The sequence below is a fragment of the Priestia sp. JNUCC 25 genome (assembly GCF_053667915.1).
Genome location: NZ_CM132211.1, coordinates 1,603,445 through 1,627,206, shown reverse-complemented (window position 1 = coordinate 1,627,206; position 23,762 = coordinate 1,603,445). Strand labels below are relative to the sequence as shown.

17 protein-coding genes and 2 pseudogenes are annotated in these 23,762 nt (G+C 37.7%); 3 read left to right on the top strand and 16 right to left on the bottom strand.

Annotated elements, in window-relative coordinates; genetic code table 11:
• Nucleotides 1-12: 12 nt before the first annotated feature.
• From JNUCC25_RS08215 to JNUCC25_RS08200, 4 genes are all read right to left on the bottom strand, one after another.
• Nucleotides 13-2,058: a sigma 54-interacting transcriptional regulator gene (locus JNUCC25_RS08215; RefSeq protein ID WP_064471524.1), complete on the bottom strand. Its 2,046-nt coding sequence runs from the start codon at nt 2,056-2,058 to the stop codon at nt 13-15.
• 218 nt (nt 2,059-2,276) lie between these two features.
• A complete protein-coding gene (locus JNUCC25_RS08210) occupies nt 2,277-4,847 on the bottom strand; it encodes a cyanophycinase (protein ID WP_263033068.1) in 2,571 nt (856 codons plus the stop codon).
• Between the two features lie 108 nt (nt 4,848-4,955).
• A complete protein-coding gene (iadA, locus tag JNUCC25_RS08205; protein ID WP_013056329.1) occupies nt 4,956-6,128 on the bottom strand; it encodes a beta-aspartyl-peptidase in 1,173 nt (390 codons plus the stop codon).
• A gap of 63 nt (nt 6,129-6,191) precedes the next feature.
• Entirely contained in the window at nt 6,192-7,613 is a 1,422-nt protein-coding gene (locus JNUCC25_RS08200; protein ID WP_454223076.1) for a YfcC family protein, read from the bottom strand.
• A 457-nt stretch (nt 7,614-8,070) separates the two neighbouring features.
• Between JNUCC25_RS08200 and JNUCC25_RS08195 the strand changes: the two are divergent.
• A pseudogene (locus JNUCC25_RS08195) lies at nt 8,071-8,778 on the top strand (isocitrate/isopropylmalate family dehydrogenase); the annotation flags it as partial.
• Nucleotides 8,779-8,811: 33 nt separating this feature from the next.
• Nucleotides 8,812-9,750 carry a nucleoside hydrolase gene (locus tag JNUCC25_RS08190; protein ID WP_064471520.1) on the top strand — a complete coding sequence of 313 codons (939 nt, stop codon included), beginning with the start codon at nt 8,812-8,814 and terminating at the stop codon, nt 9,748-9,750.
• Nucleotides 9,751-9,838: 88 nt separating this feature from the next.
• On the opposite strand, the gene JNUCC25_RS08185 is transcribed toward JNUCC25_RS08190, so the two are convergent.
• From JNUCC25_RS08185 to JNUCC25_RS08150, 8 genes are all read right to left on the bottom strand, one after another.
• The gene (locus JNUCC25_RS08185) at nt 9,839-10,003 is read right to left on the bottom strand and encodes a hypothetical protein (protein ID WP_454223075.1); all 165 of its coding nucleotides are present in this window, start codon (nt 10,001-10,003) and stop codon (nt 9,839-9,841) included.
• Between the two features lie 3 nt (nt 10,004-10,006).
• Nucleotides 10,007-10,438: a MarR family winged helix-turn-helix transcriptional regulator gene (locus tag JNUCC25_RS08180; protein WP_078081662.1), complete on the bottom strand. Its 432-nt coding sequence runs from the start codon at nt 10,436-10,438 to the stop codon at nt 10,007-10,009.
• A gap of 190 nt (nt 10,439-10,628) precedes the next feature.
• The gene (locus tag JNUCC25_RS08175; protein WP_025601393.1) at nt 10,629-11,612 is read right to left on the bottom strand and encodes an agmatinase family protein; all 984 of its coding nucleotides are present in this window, start codon (nt 11,610-11,612) and stop codon (nt 10,629-10,631) included.
• Complete coding sequence (gene hutI, locus JNUCC25_RS08170) at nt 11,587-12,876, bottom strand: imidazolonepropionase (RefSeq protein ID WP_098562984.1); 1,290 nt, start codon at nt 12,874-12,876, stop codon at nt 11,587-11,589. The genes JNUCC25_RS08175 and hutI overlap by 26 nt, the downstream gene beginning before the upstream one ends.
• Nucleotides 12,877-12,892: 16 nt before the next feature.
• Entirely contained in the window at nt 12,893-14,554 is a 1,662-nt protein-coding gene (gene hutU, locus JNUCC25_RS08165) for a urocanate hydratase (RefSeq protein WP_029324272.1), read from the bottom strand.
• Between the two features lie 50 nt (nt 14,555-14,604).
• Nucleotides 14,605-16,116 (bottom strand): histidine ammonia-lyase, encoded by a 1,512-nt coding sequence (hutH, locus tag JNUCC25_RS08160; RefSeq protein ID WP_454223281.1) that lies wholly within the window; start codon nt 16,114-16,116, stop codon nt 14,605-14,607.
• 360 nt (nt 16,117-16,476) lie between these two features.
• Nucleotides 16,477-17,301: an aldo/keto reductase gene (locus tag JNUCC25_RS08155; protein WP_454223072.1), complete on the bottom strand. Its 825-nt coding sequence runs from the start codon at nt 17,299-17,301 to the stop codon at nt 16,477-16,479.
• 37 nt (nt 17,302-17,338) lie between these two features.
• A complete protein-coding gene (locus JNUCC25_RS08150; RefSeq protein ID WP_098239443.1) occupies nt 17,339-17,530 on the bottom strand; it encodes a hypothetical protein in 192 nt (63 codons plus the stop codon).
• 315 nt (nt 17,531-17,845) lie between these two features.
• On the opposite strand from JNUCC25_RS08150, the gene JNUCC25_RS08145 reads away from it, so the two are divergent.
• Nucleotides 17,846-18,319, top strand: a complete 474-nt coding sequence (locus JNUCC25_RS08145; RefSeq protein WP_013056318.1) for a YbaK/EbsC family protein — start codon at nt 17,846-17,848, stop codon at nt 18,317-18,319.
• A gap of 867 nt (nt 18,320-19,186) precedes the next feature.
• Here the strand turns inward: JNUCC25_RS08145 and JNUCC25_RS08140 are convergent.
• The 4 genes and pseudogenes from JNUCC25_RS08140 to JNUCC25_RS08125 form a co-directional block, all read right to left on the bottom strand.
• Complete coding sequence (locus JNUCC25_RS08140; protein ID WP_013056316.1) at nt 19,187-19,495, bottom strand: DUF5634 family protein; 309 nt, start codon at nt 19,493-19,495, stop codon at nt 19,187-19,189.
• A 307-nt stretch (nt 19,496-19,802) separates the two neighbouring features.
• Nucleotides 19,803-20,510, bottom strand: coding sequence for a GntR family transcriptional regulator (locus JNUCC25_RS08135; protein WP_013056315.1), 708 nt, complete (start codon nt 20,508-20,510; stop codon nt 19,803-19,805).
• 88 nt (nt 20,511-20,598) lie between these two features.
• On the bottom strand, nt 20,599-22,008 hold the full coding sequence (locus JNUCC25_RS08130; protein ID WP_013056314.1) for a GH1 family beta-glucosidase: 1,410 nt from the start codon (nt 22,006-22,008) through the stop codon (nt 20,599-20,601).
• Nucleotides 22,009-22,516: 508 nt separating this feature from the next.
• A pseudogene (locus tag JNUCC25_RS08125) lies at nt 22,517-23,725 on the bottom strand (macrolide family glycosyltransferase).
• Nucleotides 23,726-23,762 lie beyond the last annotated feature (37 nt).

Sequence of the window (23,762 nt, the reverse complement as noted above, 5' to 3'; positions counted from 1 at the left end):
TTCCCCTGTATATCAAGGATGAATCAAGTGCTGTTTTGTTTTTAAATGATATAGATAATGCAGTCCTTTTTCTGTTATTTTTGTTCCTGCTCTGCCTCTGCGCTTTATAATATACTCTTTTTCTTCTAGTACATCTAAACGATTTCTCACCTGCTGTTCTGTAAGAATAAAGCCTTTTAAATGCTGTGTAATCCACTTTCTGCTTGCTGCTTTTCCTGTATCATTACACTGTTTTATCGTTTCTAACAGAGCATGATTTTCTTGAAGTTCAATCAAGTCCAACGATTCATTTTCAATTTCATACAAAGAATGATCCTCTTTTTGACTACTAAGCCTATATTCTACGTCTTTTGCTTTCACTTCGTTTTCATCACAGACGGTAAGCAAATACTCAATGACTCCTTTTAATTCTCTTATATTTCCTAACCATTCATATTCGATAAGCAGCTTCATCGCTTCTGGATGGATATGCGTCCACGTTTTCGATTTAGAAATAAAATGATGAATCAGTAAAGGAATATCGGTTCTTCTATATCTTAAAGGAGGAATGGTTAAAGATAATACATGTAAACGATAGTATAAATCTTCTCGAAACACACCTTCTTTCATTTTATGTATTAAATTGTTGTGAGTGGCTGCTATTATCCTTACATTGATAGGAATTACTCTTGTGCCTCCTACCCGCCTAATTTCTTTTTCTTGAAGCACTCTTAAAAGCTGGGTCTGCAAACGCGGACTGATATCACCAATTTCATCTAGAAAGATCGTGCCTTTATCAGCGCTCTCGAACAGCCCTTTTTTACCGCCTTTTTGCGCTCCTGTAAAGCTGGCTTCTTCGTACCCAAACAGCTCGCTTTCTAGCAGCGTATCAGTCATGGCACTGCAGTTAACGGCAAGAAACGGTCCATTTTTACGTGTAGAATAATTGTGGATAGCCTGAGCAAACAGCTCTTTCCCTGTACCGGTTTCTCCTTGAATTAAAATAGGATACTCAGTAACCGCCATTTTTCGGGAAATTCCAATCGTTTTAAGCAAAGCTGGGTGTTCTCCTATAATATCTTGATAGTTATACTTAGCAGAAAAACCGTTTTTTCTAAGTTCTGACTGCGCTTTCCCTTCTATTTCAACAGCTTGATTAACACTTTTAAACGTTGCTACAGTAGTATTGCTTTCGTGAATCATTGACTTATAGATAACCATTTCGTATCCGTTTATGTTAAAGTACTGACTTTTCTCGTCCGACAAAGTAATAAACTCCACAAGGCCTTCGTCGAAAATTACATTTTGAATTTCATGATCTACAACATCAGAAGAAGATAGCTGAAACAATGATTCTAACCTTTTATTAAATAACGTAATTCTTTTATTGAAATCCACGGCAAGAATACCATCTTCAACTACATTTACAACACTTTTTACATGCAGGTGAAGTTCTTTCATTTGCCCCTCTGCTTCTATTAGTTTTTTTTGCAGCTCAATAATATTTCGTAAATAGCGATCCCAAATAATTGAATGATTAGACTGATTAAAACCAAATGATTTTATAAGTTCAAAAATGGTAGCCATGTCAAAAAGCCTAACGCCTATATCAATTACATGTTTTACATATGGCGGGCATAAGTGAACCTCACCTGGAGAAACAGCAATTTCAACCCCTTCGTAATAGGTCTTTTGCTTTTTAAAAGGAATAAACTGAACATGATTAATCCCTACTTGATAGAGAGACTCTATTAACTTAAGAGTTTCTTTATCATCATCGTTTACAATTAACACCTTTGTATGGGCAGGGATTTTCAGCAATTCATTTATATGTTTATGGTGAATCGTTCTATTTCCTACGATTTCATGTGCATGCTGAACGTCTAATCTGTCCTTCATTTCGTGCTTTATACTCTCCGATGAATAAAGGACAACATCGCCATCAATTTTTCCGGGTAATTCTTCATCAATCGCAAAGCATTCAATAGAAATGTAATCTCCTAACAACTCTTTTAGTTGATTATGTAAAATGATTCTAGTTTGCTTGCTTCCTGTTATTAAAACTAATTTCTTTTTCATCGTATGGACACCTTTCTACAGGCCTTTAACTTGACTTGCCTTCAGAGATTAGTTTATGGAATATATACCTATCATTTTATACTTTGCTGCGCATTTCATCTAGCGGACGTTTGTCCCTATTACAAATAAAACAAGTAGAAAAAAGAACCTCCACTTCAATAGATGGAGGCACGCTATGTCAAAGCTCTACATGCATTTAATTACTTTCTGTTTTCTTTTTATTTAATAGCTACTTTTATTGGTTTGATATCTAACGTAACTTTCACAATGGAATAATCGTCTTTTTGACCGTCTGTATAAGCCCAATAACCATTGCTTTCAGCGCTTTTTCGGAAGGTAAGCTCAAAACCTTTGTTTTGGTTAAACGCATAGCTCTTTATTTCTTTACTCTGAGCATTATCAATAAGATCGTAAGCTAAAAACTTTCTTAATACACCGTGCGGAGAGAAAAGACCTGTATTTGGTCCAACCTTTTCACTGTAGTATTCATTTTTTCTAGTAGATGTTTTAGCTGGGTTTATGACGATTTCTTTTGTTGTGATATTTACTTTATCGCCTGGCGTAATACAAGAGATAAGAATATTTTTGTAATCACTCGGAAATTTGTCATTTGCCTGTACCTTCGCTAAGTCAACTAGCGTAATGCCGCCTCTTCCCACAACTTCTATTTGCTTTTCTGCATTGTTCACTATCATGGCAGTATCTTCATCAATTCCGTACGCAAGCTGATTTTTATTTCCTTTTTCATATGCTGTTGCAATAAGCCGCCCCAATCTTGCTTTGTTGTCAAAATGCTGATCTACAAGACCGTATTGGAAGAAGCCAAGGCCTTTTTCTAAATAAGCAGGCCCTTGTTCTTGCTGAGTCATATTATCATATGTGTCTGTAAACCCGTACGAAAGAGCTCCGTAGCTATCCCCGCCAGCGAGCATAGTATTACTCATAATTGCAGCTCCGGCGCTCGTACCGCCAAGTACTGCTCCCTTTTTATACGTATCCCATATAGCTTGTAAGACTTTTGAGTCTGAACCATTTTCATTACGCAACGAGCCCGTAATCATCGTCTGATCTCCTCCTACAAACCAAATGCCTGTTAGCCCTTTAACTTTTTGCGCTAGTTTTTCATTGTTCATATTTGGTTTCCAACTCGACTCGTTTTCAGAAGTTCCTTTAAAGTCATGGTTTGAAATAGGTAAAATTTCTATATTTTCTGCCTTCACTCCGTATTTAACTAAATCGCCTTTAAACTGACTAGAGGAATCGAACTTAGTACTCGCTGCAGGCACAATTCCTATTTTGGCCTCTTTTCCTCCTGCAAGATCAATAAACTTGTTATACACGCTTGAATTGCTGCTGCCAAGCGCTCCGCCTGCAATTAAAAGATTACCTTTGATCGAATCGTATGCAGGACTTTCAGATAAAGAAAAAGTAGATTTTTTATAAGTTAAACTAGTTTTTTTATCCGGCTGGAATTTGACGGTTTTGGGCGTAATATCCATTCTTACATTTACAATGGAATAGTCATCTTTTTGTCCGTCAGTATATCTCCAGTAACCGTTTGTGTCATTATCCTTTTGAAAAGCAATTTCGTAACCAGACCCTCTACTGTCATAAACATAGCTGCTAGCAGATTTCATCGATTTATTGTCAACAAAAGAATATGATAAATAAGCCTTTAATCTTCCATAGGGTGTAAAAACACCCGTAGCAGGCAGTGCATTAAAGGAATTATATTCAAATCCCTTCGTTTCTACTTTATCTTTTGGAAATTCAAATGATTTTAAATGATAGTCAATTTGATCTCCAGGAGATAAGTAACTAACTTTTATGTTCGCTAAGCCTGAAAGCGCTTTTTGCTTAGATGTATAGTTTGAAGCTGATTTTAGCTTAGCTTCGCTCATATCCAAGACAGCTACTCCACTTCGTCCAACAACTTCAATTTTTTGATCTTTATTATTAACAACCATAGCTGTATCTTCGTCCACACCGTATGCAAAGTTTTGTTCTTTGTCGCGTTCAAAATTATACGCAGCTACTGCAAGTCGCCCAAGTCGTGCTCGTTCATCCATATGCTGATCGATTATGCCGTGTTGGAAAAAACCCAGCCCCTTTTGAACTGATAAAGGCTCGTACTCTTTTTTACCGTCTTCCCCTTCATTTACATGCTTATTTGCCTTGTTTCCTATACTTTCTTTTAAAGCTCCTAGACTGTCTCCCCCCGTAATCATGACGTCACTCATAATTGCAGCTCCTGCACTTGTACCTCCAATTACTGCTCCTTTACGATAAATATCCCAAATAGCTTTTAACGCTTCGGAATCGCTTCCATTATTTTGCCGAAGGGAATCTACAATTTTTGTTTGGTCTCCTCCAACAAACCAAACTGCCGTTAGTCCTTTAATTGTACCGGATAACTTCTTATCGTTTACTTGGCTCTTCCAAGTTGATTCATCCCTTTGTGTGTCAGAAAAATCGTGATTTGAAACGGGAAGTATCTGAATAGAATCTGAGTTTACTCCGTATTTCACGAGGTCTTTCTTAAACGTTTCAGAAGACTGCAGCGTTGTGCTAGCAGCTGGAATAATCCCTATTTTGGCTTTTTCTTTTCCTCCAGCAAGCGAGAGGAATTTTTCATATATGTCGTGATTAGATGTTCCTACACCTCCGCCTGCAATAACAAGGTTGCCTTTAATGTCCTGAGTATTGTCTTGTGCTTTTGCAAGCAGCGGTGTACTCAAAGAAGAAAGTAATGTAAAGCTGATCAGACATGAAACAAGTTTCTTTTTCATTGGAATGCCCCTTTTCACGCAAATTTCAATAGCTCTTTCTAATTAGCTCATATCCTTTCCACAATACGTTCGTTAAATGATGCTTCGCTGCTTAGAGCCTAAAATCTGTTATTCAAACGTTCCTTTCACAAGAGGAACACCATCTTTTAGCATCATCTTACCTTGAGCAAAAACTGTTTTAATCGTTAGCGTCTCTTTATCTAAAAGGACTAAATCTGCATCTTTTCCAGGTTGAATATGCCCTTTATTGTACAATTTTAATACTTTAGCAGGGTTAGAGGTAATAACTTGAAGAGCTGTTTCTAACGGTACTGATTCCTCTAATACTGCATCTCGTACTTCTTGAAATAAAGAAGACACTTTTCCAACTTGAAGACCTTTATAATCTCCGTTATCATCAAAAAACGGCAGGCTCGCGTTTCCATCGGATGAAAACGTAATACTTGAGATCGGAACTTCTTCTTCAAGCATGATGCGTAACCCTTTGCTGCACTTCACTTCCCCTTCTTCTAAAAAATGGGGAATGGTGCTAGTCGTCAAATCTACATATCCGCCTCGTTTTGCAAATTGAATTCCTTCTTTAAACAGCTCTTCATTTCGATTAATGTGTGTAGGATGAAATTGACGAATTGGCAGGTCTGTTTTATCTGCAATTTGATTTAATAAAGATAATTTTCGTTCTCCATCTCCTACGTGAACTTCTAATATTCCAGCTTTTCCTGATAAAATCCCTCCATTGCGGGCAGCGGAAGCCACCTTTACCAGTTCTTCAAATGTCGGTTCAGAGGAACGGTGGTCAGAGATCGCAATTTCACCTACTCCAATAATTTTATCAATTAAAATAAGATCTTCCTCGATGCTGCTGGTTAACGTTTTTACCGGTATTTGATAGGAACCTGTGTGAATGAAACAGCTAATCCCTTCTTCTTCTAATCCTCTTGCTTTGGCCAGAAGATTTTCCATTCTTCTTGTTGTACCGTCTGTTCCAAGTACACCTACAATAGTTGTAACACCGGCAGTCGTTGCATCGGTTAACATTAGTTCAGGAGTGCGTGTTTTATATCCACCTTCTCCTCCTCCACCAATAATATGAACATGTGAGTCAATGAAGCCTGGAGCTATAATGTGATTAGCGGCGTCTACAACATCAATAGGAATGGACGTATTTAAATGCTCAATATAATCTTTTATAAGGATGATTTTGCTGTCTGCAAGTAATACGTCTTTTTTTCCTAAAGGCTGTGGTGCATATACTTCTGCGTTTTTGATTAAGGTTAACAACTTCTATTCCTCCTACTAGTAAGCTCGACTTGCGGATAATATTTTTCTATATAATTTTAATGCTTAAAATGGTCCGTAATTGATAAAATAAGCAATCACAACGGCTATTAGACCAATCACATATTGAATAAGGACTAACGGCAGCACCCATTTTGCCCACTTTGTCCATGAAATTCCCGCAATCGCTAAGCCAGCCATTAATGTTCCAGCCGTCGGGAAAATAATGTTTCCGATGCCGTCTGCAAAAGAAAAAGATAATACTGCTGTTTGTCTTGTAATGTCAAGCAAATCTGCAAGCGGCGTCATGATTGGCATTGTCAGCATCGCATGACCTGTTCCAGATGCTAAAATAAGGTGAATCAGCGCTTGGAAGTTATAAATTCCGATAACGCTTAAATATCCCGGAATATGTTGAATGGCTCCAGATACTTGATGAAGCATAGGATCTACAATATGACCTTCATTCAAAACAACAAGAACAGCACGAGAAACTCCGATAACTAGCGCTCCTCCAACTAATGCTGCTGCCCCGTTTGTAAACGACTTAACTGTATTTTCAACAGACAGTCTTCCAATAACCCCAATCACAATAGTCAAAATGACAAACAGAGAGGCAATTTCGGTAATGTACCACTTATACTTAATAACCCCAAAAGCAAGAATTACATAGTTAACAAGAAATGCTGCCATAATCCATTTATGCTTTCTAGTTAACTTGGCATCGGAGTTTAAAAGTTTATTTGCATTAGTTATGCTGTATTTTCCGTATGTTCCAATCGAAGGACTTTTTTTAACTTTCATTGCATATCGGTAGACAAACCATACTGAAACAGCGTAAACAACTACGAATAAGATAAGGCGAAAGCCCATTCCAGAAAACATAGGAAGCTCTGCTACTCCTTGTGCAACACCCACTGTAAACGGATTCATAACCGCCGTAGTAAAACCAGCTGATGCTCCAATTAAAACAATGGCAGTTCCCGTTAATGCGTCGAACCCAAGAGCAAGTGCCAGCGGAATTAAAAGAGGAATATAGGCTAGCGTTTCTTCCGCCATTCCCATTAAAGATCCTCCTACCGCAAAAAATAGCATCATAACAGGAATTAATAACTTTTCTCGGGTAGCAAGCTTTTTAGCCATCGTTGTAATTAATACATCTACTGTACCCGTAGCGCTTAGTACACCAAAGAAACCGCCGATAATTAATACAAAAAAGATAATGTCGGCTCCTTCTACCATTCCTGTATGTATCGCTTTGACCATATCAAAGAATCCAACTGTCGTAGAATCAATCCATTTAAACGACTGAGGATCTACCGTTGTTCGTCCGTCTACTTCTACACGTGCGTATTCTCCGGCTGGCAAGATATACGTTAAAATAGTAGCAATCACAAGAAAGCCTAACAATAAAGCAAAAACGTTTATTTTCCTCTCTTTTTTCCTTACCTGATTTAATGAACTCATTTCTTTTTGCGGTTCACTCATTCTTCTTCTCCCCTTCATTGTGAAATAATAACTTTAAACAGACTTCTCGTTCTTTAAAAGCAGCTTCCTTATCTGCAACTACATATTGCTCCTTTCTTTTGTATTCCTCATATACAGTACAAGCAATTTTCGTGCCAACGGATAACCGTTTAATTTTCTGAATTATGATATAATTAAATCATGTTTTAGGTGGTAATTGGGTGTTTTTTTAAATTTAATATCACCAATTAAGAAGCTGTTTAATAGAAAATCTGGAGCACGAAGCATTAGCTAATTCTTTTTAAAAAAAGCAGCAAAAAGAAAGATAAAAGAATTTAATCTATAAACATAAAAAAATACTATTTTATTATTGTCTTTCCTTTAAGTAGATTAATACTATAAAACTTCAATCTATTTATAAAAGCATTGCGCATAATGAAAGGGTGTTCAAATCAATGACTGTTTATCGTATAGGGGTATTGGCCGGCAAAATACAGAAGGATTTTGTGCCGATCGTAATATGTTTTCTGGACACGGGGAATGGCAAATTACAAAAGACGTTGTGGTGACATCGGGCGTATTTACGCGAAAAGCCGTAGAAAGAATTGCGCATGAAGCTTTTGCATTGGCTATGCAGCGTCGTAAAAAAGTAACAATCGTACATAAAGCAAATGTTTTAAGATTAAGTACCGGACTATTTCTAAACGTTTGTCGAGAAGTAGCTGAGCAATATCCTGAAGTAAAAGTGGACGACTATCATATTGATGCTATGGCTGCTCATCTAGTACGCCGTGCAGCCGATTTTGATGTCATTGTAACCGAAAACATGTACGGTGATATTCTTTCAGATTTAGCCGGCGAGCTTGTAGAGAGCTTAGGATTAGCCCCTTCTCTTAATGCAAATGAACATATGGCTATGACACAAACAGCTCATGGTTCTGCGCCAGATATCGCAGGTTTGAACATAGCAAACCCAACCGGTATTATTTCTTCGGGGATTATGCTACTGAGATGGCTGGCTGAAAAACATACGGATCACAAACTTCCAGAAGTGGCTGCTACAGTAGACTGCGCTCTTTATCAAACGCTCCAAGATGAAGTGAAAACAAAAGATTTAGGCGGACATGCCTCTACGTCGGATTTTACAGAAGCTATTTTAGATAGAGTAAATTCCCTGCAAAAATAACATTAATTTATCCATTCTATAGAGGTGACAATAATGAAAAAAAGAAAGATTATTATGGACTGTGACCCAGGTCATGATGATGCCATTGCAATTATTTTAGCTGCTGCACAACCAGGATTAGATATTTTAGGGATTACAACTGTTTCAGGAAACGCAGAAATAGAAAAAACGACGCTGAATGCTTTGAAGGTGTGTGATTTAGTATCGTTACATAACGTGATTGTTTCAAAAGGAGCAAGCGAACCAATGATGCGCAGACGTGAAAACGCGCCTAGTATACACGGTGATTCAGGATTAGACGGCCCTGAGTTCCCGGCTCTCTCTCGCAGCTGGAGCGAAGAACACGGAGTAGATACTATTATACGAATGGTCAAAGAGTCAGAAGATCCCGTTACGCTTTTGCCTACCGGTCCATTAACGAACATTGCTTTAGCTTTAATAAAAGCTCCAGAAATTAAAGAAAATATTGAAGAGATTATCCTTATGGGCGGCGGAACCTTCGGGAACTGGACGCCAACAGCTGAGTTTAATATTTGGGCAGATCCAGAAGCGGCTAAAAAAGTGTTTGATAGCGGCATTCCACTGATAGTAATGGGGTTAGATATTACGCATCAAGCCGTTGCAACAGATAATGTTATTAACCAAGTGATGAACATTGATAATAACGTAGCAAAAAAGGTGGGTGAATTATTAGCATTTTTTAAATCTACCTATAAAGAAACGTTTGGCTTTGATGCTCCTCCTGTTCACGATGTATTAACCGTTGCTTATTGCATAGCTCCAGAACTATTTACGCTAAAGGAAGTTAATATTGTGGTAGAAACACGCGGAGAATACACGGCTGGAACGACTTCAGTTGATTTGCTTGGAGTTACAGGAAGGAAAGCAAATGCGAAGTTTGGTTTAACCCTTGATGTGGATGGATTTTGGGATCTGATGCTTGAAGCTCTTAAATCATATTCAGCTTCGTAATGTTCATTTAGAAAATAAACTTTATAAACGAGAGGCAGCACCATAGCTGAGTTGGTGACTTGCTGGTGCTGTCTTACGTTTATTCATACTATCTAGCTGTTCTTTTCGCTTTTTGATTGAGCATTACCGTAATGATTGAAGCGACAATAACACCTGTAATTAAACAGTTGGATAGATCTTTATAAATTACTCCCATTACTGTCCCGCCTATAACGCCTACACCAATAAGTGAAATTCGCTCTCTTTGATTCATGGTTTATCCCTCCATCTTTTTTAATAAAACATTTAATTTATGAAGAGCGAAGTGCAGGTCTAATTGCTCTTCTTCATTTAACTTCGCAAGATTTGTATGAAAGTTACTATAAATCCCTCTCCATTTTTCTTCTTGAATACTTTTTCCTTTAGACGTTAATGAGACTAAAACTGCACGCTTATCTCGCGGATCAGGCATTTTGATTAAATATCCTTCATTTTCTAATTCACTGATAACATTCGTTAACTGTTGTTTGGCAATATTTAATCCATTACTAATTTCCTTAATATTCAAATCTCTTTTTTTCATATACATAAATTCAACTACGTGATTTTGTAAATGTGTTAATTTCACTTCATTCCTGTTTAAGTTCTTGAAGTTTTCAAATAAAACCGGTATTAAAGCGATATATTCCTTAGCCAGATTTCCCTCCATAAGATGTCCACCTTCTTTAGTAAATATATTATTACTAAATTCGAATAAAAACAATAAAAATTGTTTATTTTAGTAAAAATATATTTACTAAAATCCATACACACTTCTAAAGTTATTTTATCCCACTCTCAACAATCGTTTATTAATCTTATAAAAATAGCCATATAAAAAAGTAAGGAAGCACACTTCCTTACTTTCTGTTTGCAACGCCCGTTAAAAAATTCAAAAACACGTGTACGCCTGCTTTCACGGTAATTTCTCCTACATCACGCAGCGGATCTAGACATACAATATCCATTGCTTGAACAAGTGGATGACTCCCGGCGGTGTATACTGCTTCAAACAACTCATCTGTCCTCATTCCGCCTGTCGTTCCTGCTGGAACTCCCGGTGCGTAAGCGATATCTAACACGTCCATATCAACTGTTAAATAGATCATGTCTACCTCTTTGCTCAGCTGTTTTAATGCTTCTTTCACGGTATGATTTATTCCTGCTTTTCTTGCTTGCAGTAACGTTACATAATGAACGCCTTTGCTATCTGCATATTCCTTTAACGATTTTGAATTATAAAACCCGTGAAGTCCGATATTCCATACATGAGCTGCATCAATAGTATTGCTTTCGATTAAATTTCGTATAGGGGTTCCGTTAGAAGGACCGTTATCTTCTAAGCTGCGTAAGTCAAAGTGCGTATCAAACTGTAAAATCCCTATTTTCTGTTCGGGATGTGACTCTTTCCACCCTTTTACTAACATAGCTGTAATAGAATGATCGCCTCCAAGCATAATAGGTAGCGCATGCGGATGACATTTCCGCATAGACATCATCGCTTCTTTTATATACTGATGAGACTTCCCTATATCCGTTACGTGCTGTTTGACGTCTCCTAAATCCAACACTGACAAGGAAGTCAAATCCGTATCATACTCAATATGATACGGGTTAAAGGATTTCCAGAGCTTCCTCATGGCCATTGGCGTCTCACTGGCTCCAGAAGCGCTAATGGAAGATCTTGAAAGAGGCACGCCCAAGACCGTAATATCTATCGATGTAAAGTCGACGCTGCTTCCATCTTCAACTGTCTGAATCCAATCACTTACTTTTGGGTCAGGAGTACTTTGACGCTGCCAGCAAAAAGGCGGTCGATCAAGCTGTGGGTACGGATAGTTCATGCAAAACACCGCCTTCAACCACAACTTTTCCAGCTTTTAATACCGTGTCTACAAGGTTTACGGCATAGTTATACTGCAGCGTTTGGTAATTGGGAGCGTCAAATAGCACTAAATCGGCTTTTTTACCTACTTCAATACTTCCGATTTGATTCCCTTTGCAAATGGCATGAGCCGCGTTGATCGTACAGGCCGTTAAAACTTCTGCTGGCGTCATCTTCATCGTTAAACAAGCTAAATTCATAATAAACGGCAGCGATTCCGTAGGAGAAGATCCTGGGTTTCGATCTGTAGACAAAGCAACCGGCACTCCTGCTTCGATCATTTTTCTAGCACGCGCCGGCTCTTCCATTAAAAAGAATGCAGTACCCGGCAATAGAACGGCTATAACTCCGCTTTCAGCCATTTGCTTAATTCCTTGATCCGATGCTTTTAACAAATGATCCGCAGACACAGCTCCCACTTTAGCCGCTAATTCTGCCCCGCCAAAAGACACAATTTCATCGGCGTGGATTTTAGGTTTTAGTCCGTATGCTTTTCCAGCTTGTAAAATACGATCTGACTGTTCAACTGTAAACACGCCTTCTTCACAAAATACATCACAAAACTCCGCTAGCTCTTCTTTTGCAACGATTGGTATCATTTCTTCGATAACGAAACGAACAAACTCATCTTCATTTCCTTTGTACTCGACTGGCACCGCATGAGCTCCCATAAAGGTTGAAACAACATCTACTGGATGCTGTTCATTCAGTTTCTTCGCTACTTTTAATTGTTTGATTTCATCTTTAAGATTTAAACCGTACCCGCTTTTGGCTTCAACAGTTGTAACTCCGTACTGCAGAAATTTATTTAAACGTTTTGTAGATTGCTTGATTAGCTCCTCTTCTGTTGCTTGTCGTGTACTAACGGTTGTTTGTAAAATTCCTCCTCCCGCTTTTAAAATATCAATATACTTTGCCCCGTTTAAGCGCATTTCTAATTCTTTTTCACGACTGCCGCCAAACACAAGGTGAGTGTGGGGATCAATCAACCCAGGCGTTACGATTTTTCCTTCGGCATCAATTATATTAATAGGTTCATGGATATGCTCAAGGTATTCCTGCGCTTTGACGTCAGGCCCAACAAATACAATTCTTCCATTTTTCACGAGTACGCTGCCATTTTCAATGATTCCTAGATCTGACATTTCCTCCGCTCGTCTAGGCTGACTTCCTCCTTTAACCGTAATGACTTGTGCAGCGCATTTGATATACGTAATAGTCATACGTATCCCTCCTTTTTTATTCATTTAACGCCGGAATTTGTATTCCTTTTTCTTTTGCAGTTTGAATCGCCTTATCATAGCCGGCGTCTACATGACGAACAACTCCCATGCCTGGGTCTGTTGTTAAAACACGTTCTAGACGTTTGGCGGCTTCTTCCGTCCCGTCTGCTACTACAACCATTCCAGCGTGAAGAGAATACCCCATACCTACTCCTCCTCCGTGGTGAACAGATACCCAGCTTGCGCCTGCTGCCGTATTTACTAATGCATTCAAAATCGGCCAGTCTGCTACTGCATCACTGCCGTCTTTCATCGCTTCAGTTTCCCGATTTGGCGAAGCCACAGAACCGGCATCTAGATGGTCTCTGCCAATAACGATAGGCGCTGACAGCTCTCCGGACGCCACCATATCATTAATAATTTTTCCAAAGCGTGCTCTTTCTCCGTAGCCTAGCCAGCAAATACGAGCCGGCAATCCTTGAAACTCAATTTTTTCTCTCGCCATTCTAATCCAGTTGCAAAGATGCGTATTATCCGAAAACTCACGTAAAATGACTTCATCTGTTTTATAAATATCCTCTGGGTTTCCTGACAAAGCGACCCATCGAAACGGTCCTTTTCCTTCACAGAACTGCGGACGGATGTACGCTGGGACAAATCCCGGGAAATCAAATGCATTCGTGACACCTTCATCCAACGCTACTTGGCGAATATTATTGCCATAGTCAAAAGCAACCGCGCCTTTTCTTTGCATCTCTAACATGGCTTGAACGTGAATAGCCATACTTGCTTTTGATTGTTTTATATATTCATTTGGATTTGTATTCCGCAATCTTTCTCCTTCTGCTAAGCTGACTCCAATCGGCAAATATCCGTTAAGCGGATCATGTGCCGATGTTTGATCCGTCACAATATCTGGGATAAATCCTCGCTCTATCATCTCAGGAAGAATCTCGGCTGCATTTCCAACTAATCCAATGGAAAGCGCTTTGCCCAATCTTTTTGCATCTTCAGCTAACGTGATCGCATCAGCTACGCTTTCGACTACCGTATCGCAATATTTTGTTTCGATACGTTTTTCAATACGCGTGCGATCAACATCAATTCCAATTACAACCCCGCCTGCCATCGTAACAGCTAGTGGCTGTGCGCCTCCCATTCCTCCTAATCCAGCTGTTAGCGTAATCGTTCCTTTCAAAGTTCCGTTAAAATGCTGGTTGGCACACTCAGCAAATGTTTCATACGTTCCTTGAACAATGCCTTGGCTTCCAATATAAATCCAGCTTCCTGCAGTCATCTGTCCGTACATCATTAACCCTTTTTTATCAAGCTCATGGAACGTCTCCCAATTTGCAAAAGCAGGAACAAGATTTGAATTCGCTAATAAAACACGCGGTGCATCACTGTGGGTTTTAAAAACCGCAACTGGCTTGCCGGACTGTATAAGAAGCGTTTCATCTTCTTCTAACTCTTTTAACGCTGCGACAATACGATCGAACGCCTCCCAGTTACGGGCTGCTTTTCCGATTCCTCCGTATACGACTAACTTTTCCGGATGCTCCGCTACTTCGGAATCTAAATTGTTTAGAAGCATGCGAAGAGCAGCTTCTTGCACCCAGCCTTTGGTCGTTAGTTCTGTTCCACGGGGTGCTTTCATTCCACTTTGTTTTGTCTCCATTTTGTTTTCCTCCTCTATAAAAATGAAAAACTGTTAAACTAACATTTTTATTACAGCGCTAGTTCATAATTAGTATCTTGCACAAAGGTTTTGAAATCAGCTGCTAACGCCTCAATATCGCGTGAGAAAATTCGGTCTTTAATAATGATTGGTACGGTTTTTCTAATTCTTGAGTAAATTTTTCTTGTTTCTGAAGCAAGTTTATCCACTCCTTGAATATCGGCCGCTTGAGCCGCACAAATTGCTTCAATTGATAAAACTCTTCGTGTATTTTGGATAATTTGATAAGCGTGACGTGCAGCAGTCGTTCCCATGCTGACATGATCTTCTTGATTCGCTGAAGATGGGATGGAATCGACACTTGATGGATGCGCTAATACTTTATTTTCGGAAACTAATGAAGCAGCAGCATATTGAGTAATCATGAGTCCAGACTCTAAACCAGGATCTGCACTTAAAAATGCTGGCAGCCCGCTAAGCTGAGGGTTTACTATTCGTTCGATGCGCCGTTCAGAAATATTCCCAAGCTCCGCCATTGCAATTCCTAGAAAATCCATAGCAAACGCAATGGGCTGCCCGTGAAAGTTCCCTCCAGAAATTACTTTGCCGCTGTCGGCAAAGATGAGCGGGTTATCGGTTGCTGAATTAATTTCAATTAACAGCTTTTCTTTTACATAATTTAAAACTTGATAAATAGCACCATGAACTTGAGGAATGCAGCGCAGTGAATACGCATCTTGCACTCTTATTTGACCTTGAGAAGTAGTTAATTGACTGCCTTCTAAATACGAAAGAATTCGGGCAGCTACCTGCTGTTGTTCCGGATAAGGTCTTACCGCATGAGACTCGGGCATGAATGCATCTAAAATGCCTTGCAGACCTTCTAACGTCAGTGCTGCAATCCCGTCAGCAAGATCTGCTAGCTTTTGAGCTTCAAGGTACGAAACTACTCCTACAGCTGTCATTGCCTGAGTGCCGTTAATTAAAGCTAGCCCTTCTTTCGCTTGTAATTGGATAGGTTTAAGCCCAGCTAGCTTTAAAGCTTCTTCTCCTTGCATTCGCTGGTCATTATATACAGCTTCTCCTTCTCCAACTAACAGCAGCGCTAGATGTGATAATGGAGCTAAGTCACCGCTAGCTCCAAGTGAACCTTGACTTGGGATAACCGGCACTATATTTTGGTTTAAGCAATCGATAAGCAGCTGCAAGGTTTCCAGTCGTATGCCGGAATACCCTTTAGCCAATGCATTCGCTCGTAACAGCAGCATCACTCTGCTTACTTCTAAAGAAAATGGTTCTCCTAGTCCGCAGGCATGACTGCGAATTAAGTTAATCTGCAGATCAGCTAAGTCCGTTTTTGAAATAACCGTATCGCTAAACTTTCCGAATCCAGTATTTACTCCGTAAATTACGTTGTTGTTCGTAATACTCTCTTCAACCAACGTTCTGCTTTTTTGTATATGTTCAACTGCGTGATCGCTAATTTTCACGGAGTATCCTTGGTAAATAACTTTGTAGATTTGGTCGAACGTCAGTGAATTTCCATCGATTTGAATAAACATCATACTCGCTCCCTTGTTAAACTGTATACTACCTTTTCTTTTTGAACACAAAAAGGGGCTATATCAAAGAGGAAACAAGCTCCTTTTGATATAGCCCCCTATAAACTAACCTACTTACACTATGGGCTTTTATTAATAATCAGCACTTCACCTTATACATACAAACAATCGCTAAATGACTAAATCACTATACACTTTAAGCTGTACAACTTAAAGCAACTAGGGTACCTACACTAAGTATTACGCTGAATTAATCATTTGTCAATTATTATTTAAGAAAATTTTAAATAATCTGAAATAAAATCTTTATTTCTTATAGCAGCGATGATTCACGGCTGCACATTCTTATTTCTTTAAACGTTATCGGACGTTCATGTCACTTGGGTGCGGACCTTTGCGGCGATTGCTGTTTAACTCATTAATCTCTGCCATATCATCGGCAGTGAGTTCAAAATCAAACACGTTAAAGTTTTCTTCTATTCTAGACGGTGTAACTGATTTAGGGATGACAATTGTGTTGTTCTGTAAGTGCCAGCGCAATACAACTTGAGCCGGAGTTTTGCTATGTACTTCAGCAATTTTTTGAATGACTTCGTCTTGTAACACTTCTCCTCCTTGATCAAGGGGGCTCCATGCTTCCACAAAAATATTATGTTTGGCACAAAACTCTTTTAATTCATTTTGAGCTAGATACGGATGGCACTCAATTTGGTTTAAAACAGGTGTTACATCACATTCGTTTAACAAGCGCTCTAAATGCTCAATTTCAAAGTTACAGACGCCAATTGCTTTTACTTTTCCATCGTGATAAAGCTTTTCTAATGCTTTATACGTCTCCACATACTCATCATATTGAGGCGTAGGCCAGTGAATCAAATATAAATCGACATAATCAAGTCCTAATCGTTCTAAGCTTTCGTCAAATGCACGTAATGCATTTTCATAGCCTTGATCGCTGTTCCAAACTTTTGTTGTAATAAACAGCTGTTCTCGAGGAACAGAAGATTCTTTAATCGCTTGACCTACTCCTCCTTCATTTTTATAAATCATGGCTGTGTCAATAGAGGTATACCCAACTTCAATTGCTTTTGACACTGCAGATGCTGCTTGGTTATCTTCTACTTGCCATACGCCAAATCCAAGCTGAGGCATTTTTAAACCGTTGTTTAATGTAACAATATTCATTTTACACGTCTCCTTTTTTGTTAAAAAGTTCAAAGTTTTAATGATGGTGCCAGCCGATCAGCATAGCAACCTGTCCCATTATAATGCCGACTGGGATTCCTATAATCATGGCTCCAAATCGAAATTCAAAAGACCATGCGCGCGGCACAAGGGAAAACAAATAAATCATACTCATCGTTGCCATACATGTACTGCTAAAAAAACTGACGACAGTGTGTAAATTTGGCATTACTTCTCCTCATTTCACTAGAACGTTTGCGCCTTTTCAATTTCATCATTTATCTTTCGCTCTAATGCCTATGTTTTCGCAGCCGACATAGTTACATTCGTCAAAGGGTTCCGTAATCCTGCTTTAATCAGTTAAAAATACTTTACCTACGTAACTTTTTTAGTTAAAACGAATATGTGCTTTTACCTTCAAAGTTGTGTATAATTTCTGTATATTAAAATAATAAGATTTTTTCACTATAAAGAACAACTGCACATTCTCTGTAAGGCAATCATACATATTTGCAAGAGTTAACGAAAGGAATGGATATAAAAAATGGCGATTGAAAAAGTAAAAGCATATTTTAAACAATATGGTATGGAGAATCAAATTATCGAAATGGATGAGTCCAGTGCTACTGTAGAACTGGCAGCGCAAGCTTTGAAATGCGAGCCGAAACGCATCGCAAAAAGTCTTTCTTTTAACGCCGAAGGAACTGTTCTATTGATTGTGGCAGCAGGAGATGCAAAAATTGATAACCGAAAATATAAAGAAGAGTTCGGAACCAAAGCAAAAATGCTTGGAGCAAGTGAAGTAGAAACGCTGATTGGTCATGCTGTAGGCGGAGTATGCCCTTTTGCCGTTAATGAAGGTGTTCACGTGTATCTAGATGAATCTCTGAAACGTTTCGTCACCGTTTTCCCTGCCTGTGGAAGTGGAAATAGTGCAATCGAATTAACAATACCTGAACTAGAAGAATTTTCGAAATGCTTAAAGTGGGTTGATGTCTGCAAAGGATGGAATGAATAATTTAGGTAAATTACGGTACATCTATACATAAAATAAATAAATCAGCACGCCAACAAGCTGAAACAGTTTTTTGTTTCAGCTCATTGGTGTATCTAAACGAATTTATGAAACAGCTTAACCCAACCTAGGTAAGAAACCCCTAAGAGAAATACAAAAAGAAATAGTAAAGGAATGTTCCTAGGGATAAAAAGCCAGCCGTCTAACGTATTCCACAGAAATTCACTTTTATTTGCTTTTCTCATCATTTTCACCTCAAGCAGATTTACTATTTTGTATTCAAAAATTCTTTTACATAGTTATATACAGTATCTTCAACTTATGACCTTTTTTCAAGAAAAACGTGCACGGAAAATTGATTGAATGTGAATCTTTTCAATTTATATCCGCTATGTACTCATCCATCATCTTAGTTTCATCTGTAAAAAAGAAGAAGCCTACATTTTTAGATGCAGGCTTCTTCTCGTTGATTCAGTCTTTCCTTTGTTTGCCTAGTCAGGCCCTTTCGTTACGTATATCGGTTCATAACCAAAGTGCCTTGCGTGAGATACGAATATCTACTTTCAATTTGCGGTAATACATTTGCTGAAGTCGCTGTTAAGCCTTTCAAAACTAATCAGTCCCTTCATACACTAAGTATTTAACCTTTCACAACAACCATTTGCATGATAGCTGCTGTACTATATGTGTACCCCGTATTTATATAGTAAAACCTTAAAAAACAATTTTTTATTATATAATTTTCTAGACTTCAAAGCAAAGAAAATTTAGATAGTATAGATGAAAGACACCCGTCACCTATTAGCTCCTCTACTGTTCGTACTCAAGCGTTCAAAGAAAAGCATCCGCAGTGAAATTCATCAAATTTATTTAATGTATGATTTCATCAATTTTTTGAAATGCATCTTCAAGTGAAGTATATCCATTTGTTTCTCCTTCGTTACCTTGAACGGTCCATTCTTGCTTTTCTACTGCTAGTTTCCCGTCTTTATCTTTTATATAAGGTCTGTTAAGCATAAACACATGATCATCCTTTTTTACTGTGTAGCCAAGATAATAGTGATTACCTTCTCCTTCTTCCTCATATACGGAGACGCCTTGAAGGTTATATTTGTTTAAAATGTCATCCATATGATGAGTCAGTTCACTTATAGCCGTTTCTCTTTTTACATATTCCACATTTTATACCCCTTTTCATTTTGATTTATGTTTAGCATTCCCTTGAGCATATTCAATTACACTATATTTCAAACCATTCATTATGTGAAATTTCCCCTGTATCGGCATTAAAGAAGTTACGGCTTGTCATTTGATATAAAGAAATTTAATCTACCTCCTCTTACCTTGTTGTAAAGAAAAATCATTTTTCTCTTTCGTATCTCCAATTAGTTATCATAGAAAAGACCCTCATATCCACGACCTCATTTCATTCTTAAACAATCAAAAACCGGTTAAGAAAAATAAACTTAACCGGTTAATGCTGATGTTATTTAAAATTGATACGATTTAAGATTTTTGCTTTTTGAAAGTGAAAGATAGATTTTGACAACTCAAAGATCGTTCCGTTCGTTAAGCACACCGTATTTTCGATAATCAGTGCTGGGTCGAATGGGTCGATATGAAGGAGTTCAGCACTTTCTTCATCAATTTTTTCGCAGTTGATGACTTTGTCAGCAAACCCAATGTTTAATTTTAAGTGATCTATCAGGTAACTATAAATAGAATTTGATGCAATATCTTCATTTAGATAAGGTACCACATCTTTTTTAAAGTAACTGATTTCAATAGAAAAAGGTTCTTCATCTACAATTCGCAGCCGCTTCACATAATATAGCTTGGTTCCGCCTTCACACCGTAAACCTTTTGCGGTTAATTCATCAGCTTCTACCACGTGCAAAGAAAGAATTTTTGTCTCAATTGTTTTCGACGTTAAGTCTTTCGTTAATCCTCTAAGACTGCCTAAATTAATATAATCTGTGACTGATTCCTCACGCAAAAACATGCCGCTTCCTTGGACTTGATAGATATAGCCGCGATTGACGAGCTGAGTCACTGCTTTTCGAATTGTATTACGGCTCACTTCAAATTTTTTTATCAATTCTTCTTCCGTCGGTAGCTTTTTTGTTTGATCAAACGTCCCTTCTCGAATTTCCCTTTCTAAACGATCTGCAATTTCTTTATATTTTATAGCCATATAATCTCCCTAGTTTACATTCTCAATCATTTACTGCTTCTATTATACACAAAACCTCTTGATCAAAATCAAGAGGTTTTCTTTTTACTTATAGCTCTTCTCCTCTCGTTTCAATAATATGCTTGTACCAATGAAACGACAGTTTTTTCTTTCGATTTAAGTTATCGTCGTGATCTACGTAAATGAATCCGTATTGTTTTTTATAACCATTTAACCAGCTTAATAAATCAATAACAGACCAAGCGTAATATCCTTTTAGATGAATGCCTTCTTTTATTGCGCGCTTAATCACTTTTAAATGTTCTTCAATATATTTAATACGGGGAACGTCTACAATTTCACCATCAATAATCGGATCTTCATCACCAAGACCATTTTCTGTTACGTACATTTTAATATCACCATAACGCTCTTTTAACATATGCAGCCCGTCTAAAAATCCTTGAGGTGAAATTTCCCATCCCCATTTTGTATAGGTTTTATCTGTCATCTTTACTGTGCGATAAAAGCCGTCAAACGATGGATTTCCAGGAGCTAAAGTAGATGTTTCCCTCGAGTGCTCCATAGACGAAACAGCTTCTTGATTTTTCTCTACTCGAATCGGTTGATAATAATTAAGACCAATGAAATCATTGTTTTCGGCATTTCTTTTTAATGTATCTAGCTCTTCTTTCGTCCAGCTTGGGGTCCATCCGTTTTCTTTTAATTGCTGTACGACGTAAGATGGATATTCGCCTTTTAAAATCGGATCATAATACCAAAACGTTTCGTATTCATTCGCGTGTCTAGCAGCTAAGATATTTTCCTTTTTATCATCAACACTGTAAGCCGGTAAGAAGACATGTGTAATACCAATTTCTCCATACTGCTCCAGCTGCTTATAGATCTCTACGGCTTTTGCATGTGCATAAAACACATAATGTGTAGCTTGAAAGTACTTTTTTTCATCGTTTTGGATACCAGGCGGATGTGCTCCTTTTAAATAGCCTAATCCGCAAAACATAACGGTTTCATTGAACGTAATCCAATGTTTAACACGGTCTCCAAATGCCTTAAAACAAACCTCTGCATACTTAACGAAAGCATCGGCTGTTCGTTTATTCGTCCATCCGCCGTCTTCTTCAAGCGTCAAAGGCAGATCCCAGTGATACAGCGTTACAAATGGAACAATTCCATACTTTAAGCATTCATTAATCACTTGATTATAAAATTCCAAGCCTTTTTCATTCACTTCTCCATCGCCAGTTGGCAAGATACGTGCCCATGAAATAGAAAAGCGGTACGATTCTAGTCCCATCTCTGCCATTAACTTAATATCTTCTTTGTAGCGATGGTAATGATCAATAGCTACATCTCCATTTGTGCCTTTATATGTTTTTCCAGGAATCTTTGAAAAAACATCCCAGTTTGTTTCGCCTTTACCATCTTCATTCCAAGCTCCTTCTATTTGATAAGAAGCTGATGCAGCTCCAAATAAAAAATCCTTTGCGAATTTCATTATAGCACTCCTTATTTTCATACTGACTTTTTAAATTCATTCCAATATATTAAATTTATAGGTACAAATTTAATATTGATTATATACTTATTTTTTGCATTTGACTACAAAAAATGTAATACAAAGACCTTTTTATTTTTCTCTAATTTAAAGAAAAATTTCGTTATCTTACTCATACTTGATAAAAGAACAAATAAAAAAGCCTGCTTTGAAAAAATTGATCAAAACAGGCTATTTATTAATATGACGGATTAACGCTTTATAATAACTCTCATCGTTATTAAACTTTCGTTTTCACATATAAATAAAGACCATACTCTGTGGGAACAGCAGGATAACCCATTACAAGCGATTTTAAGTTTTTTAAAACTTTTGCTATTCCTCGTTTTAATAATATTATATTAATTTAGGAAAAAAACGTTATTACCAAAGGATTCTTCATTCAAAATGCACATTTGTTTATAATTGATAATTGATATAAAAAAATAAATTAATACACTTTATTTCGTTAACTAGAGGTGTTTTTGTTAATGCCCTTCTTGAATTTTAAAATTGTTTCTACTGCTTTTTTATATCCTCCAGCCTCTTTTAAAGATTCTCCAATTTTGCAGCTGCTTTCTTTAAATGATGGATTTAGTAACACTTTTTCTGTTGTATTTCGTAATGTAGCAGCGTCTAACTTTTTACGATTAAGCTGTAATCCAGCTCCTAAATTTTCAATTTTCTTGGCTACTATTGATTGATCAGCCATGACAGGAATGACAACAAGAGGAATACCAAAATAGAGTCCTTCACTGGAGCTGTTCATTCCGCCGTGGTAATGAAAACATCTGCCTGTTGTAGAATTTCTAATTGGGGTACATAATTACGCACTATAAAATTAAGGGGAATATTATTAAATTGGCAAATATCTGTCTGCCTTCCTACAGATAGAATGACTGTGACCTGAGTATCTCCAAATGCTTCAAAGCAAGTAGTATAAAATTCAGGCTGATGATTAAATACCGTTCCCATCGAAATAAAGATGAGTTTGTTTTGTCGAATGTTCTCCAACGTAAAAGCTTCGACATCTTTACGTAGCGCAATAGAAGGGCCAACAAATATGAAAGAGTCGTCAAATTCTTCGGCCATGGGTTGATATAGCTTGGTGGTAAATACAATCGTTATATCTCCAGGACACGTCATGGTATTTTTCTATCAGTAAGAATAACTCCATATTGATCTTTCCACTTTTTTGAAATTTGTTCAATTTCCATGTATCTTGGAGATTCCTTATCTATTTCTCCCCTGTTCTTCATAAACATAGAAAAAATTTGGCCATTAATTGCAAAAGTTGTACAAGAACATACTTTGGGTATTCGTAATATATCAGCTATAATCCATCCGGCAGCGAAATTATTATCATAAATAACATAATCGTACTTTTCCGCTCTTATTTCTTTTAAAACCTCTTCTATAATCTTATCCATAGCCCTTCCCATATGCAAAAGCATTTCAAGAGGATCTATTTTCTCTGCCATCCTTTTTCTGTATTTATATGGAGTAGAAAGTTTTCATAAGGACGAAATAAAGCGCCTGTTTTTTCAATCTTGTTTCTATATTCTTCTATGCAGTAATAGACCACCTCTTCTCCCTTTTTCACAAGCTCTTCTACTAATGCAATGGTAGGATTAACGTGCCCTTCACCGGGAAAGTTAAAAAAAAGAACATTTGCCATCTAACTCCCTCCGTTTCTCAGCAAATAAATATACTAA

Excerpts from the sequence above, each read along its gene's own strand:
- JNUCC25_RS08130 (WP_013056314.1), bottom strand. The coding sequence starts at position 22,008 with ATGAAATTCGCAAAGGATTTTTTATTTGGAGCTGCATCAGCTTCTTAT.
- hutU (WP_029324272.1), bottom strand. The coding sequence starts at position 14,554 with ATGGAGACAAAACAAAGTGGAATGAAAGCACCCCGTGGAACAGAACTA.
- JNUCC25_RS08185 (WP_454223075.1), bottom strand. The coding sequence starts at position 10,003 with ATGAATCAAAGAGAGCGAATTTCACTTATTGGTGTAGGCGTTATAGGC.
- JNUCC25_RS08200 (WP_454223076.1), bottom strand. The coding sequence starts at position 7,613 with ATGAGTGAACCGCAAAAAGAAATGAGTTCATTAAATCAGGTAAGGAAA.
- JNUCC25_RS08175 (WP_025601393.1), bottom strand. The coding sequence starts at position 11,612 with ATGAACTATCCGTACCCACAGCTTGATCGACCGCCTTTTTGCTGGCAG.
- JNUCC25_RS08155 (WP_454223072.1), bottom strand. The coding sequence starts at position 17,301 with ATGAATATTGTTACATTAAACAACGGTTTAAAAATGCCTCAGCTTGGA.
- hutH (WP_454223281.1), bottom strand. The coding sequence starts at position 16,116 with ATGTTTATTCAAATCGATGGAAATTCACTGACGTTCGACCAAATCTAC.
- hutI (WP_098562984.1), bottom strand. The coding sequence starts at position 12,876 with ATGACTATTACGTATATCAAATGCGCTGCACAAGTCATTACGGTTAAA.
- JNUCC25_RS08180 (WP_078081662.1), bottom strand. The coding sequence starts at position 10,438 with ATGGAGGGAAATCTGGCTAAGGAATATATCGCTTTAATACCGGTTTTA.
- JNUCC25_RS08135 (WP_013056315.1), bottom strand. The coding sequence starts at position 20,510 with ATGGCTATAAAATATAAAGAAATTGCAGATCGTTTAGAAAGGGAAATT.
- JNUCC25_RS08145 (WP_013056318.1), top strand. The coding sequence starts at position 17,846 with ATGGCGATTGAAAAAGTAAAAGCATATTTTAAACAATATGGTATGGAG.
- JNUCC25_RS08190 (WP_064471520.1), top strand. The coding sequence starts at position 8,812 with ATGAAAAAAAGAAAGATTATTATGGACTGTGACCCAGGTCATGATGAT.
- JNUCC25_RS08150 (WP_098239443.1), bottom strand. The coding sequence starts at position 17,530 with ATGCCAAATTTACACACTGTCGTCAGTTTTTTTAGCAGTACATGTATG.
- JNUCC25_RS08210 (WP_263033068.1), bottom strand. The coding sequence starts at position 4,847 with ATGAAAAAGAAACTTGTTTCATGTCTGATCAGCTTTACATTACTTTCT.
- JNUCC25_RS08215 (WP_064471524.1), bottom strand. The coding sequence starts at position 2,058 with ATGAAAAAGAAATTAGTTTTAATAACAGGAAGCAAGCAAACTAGAATC.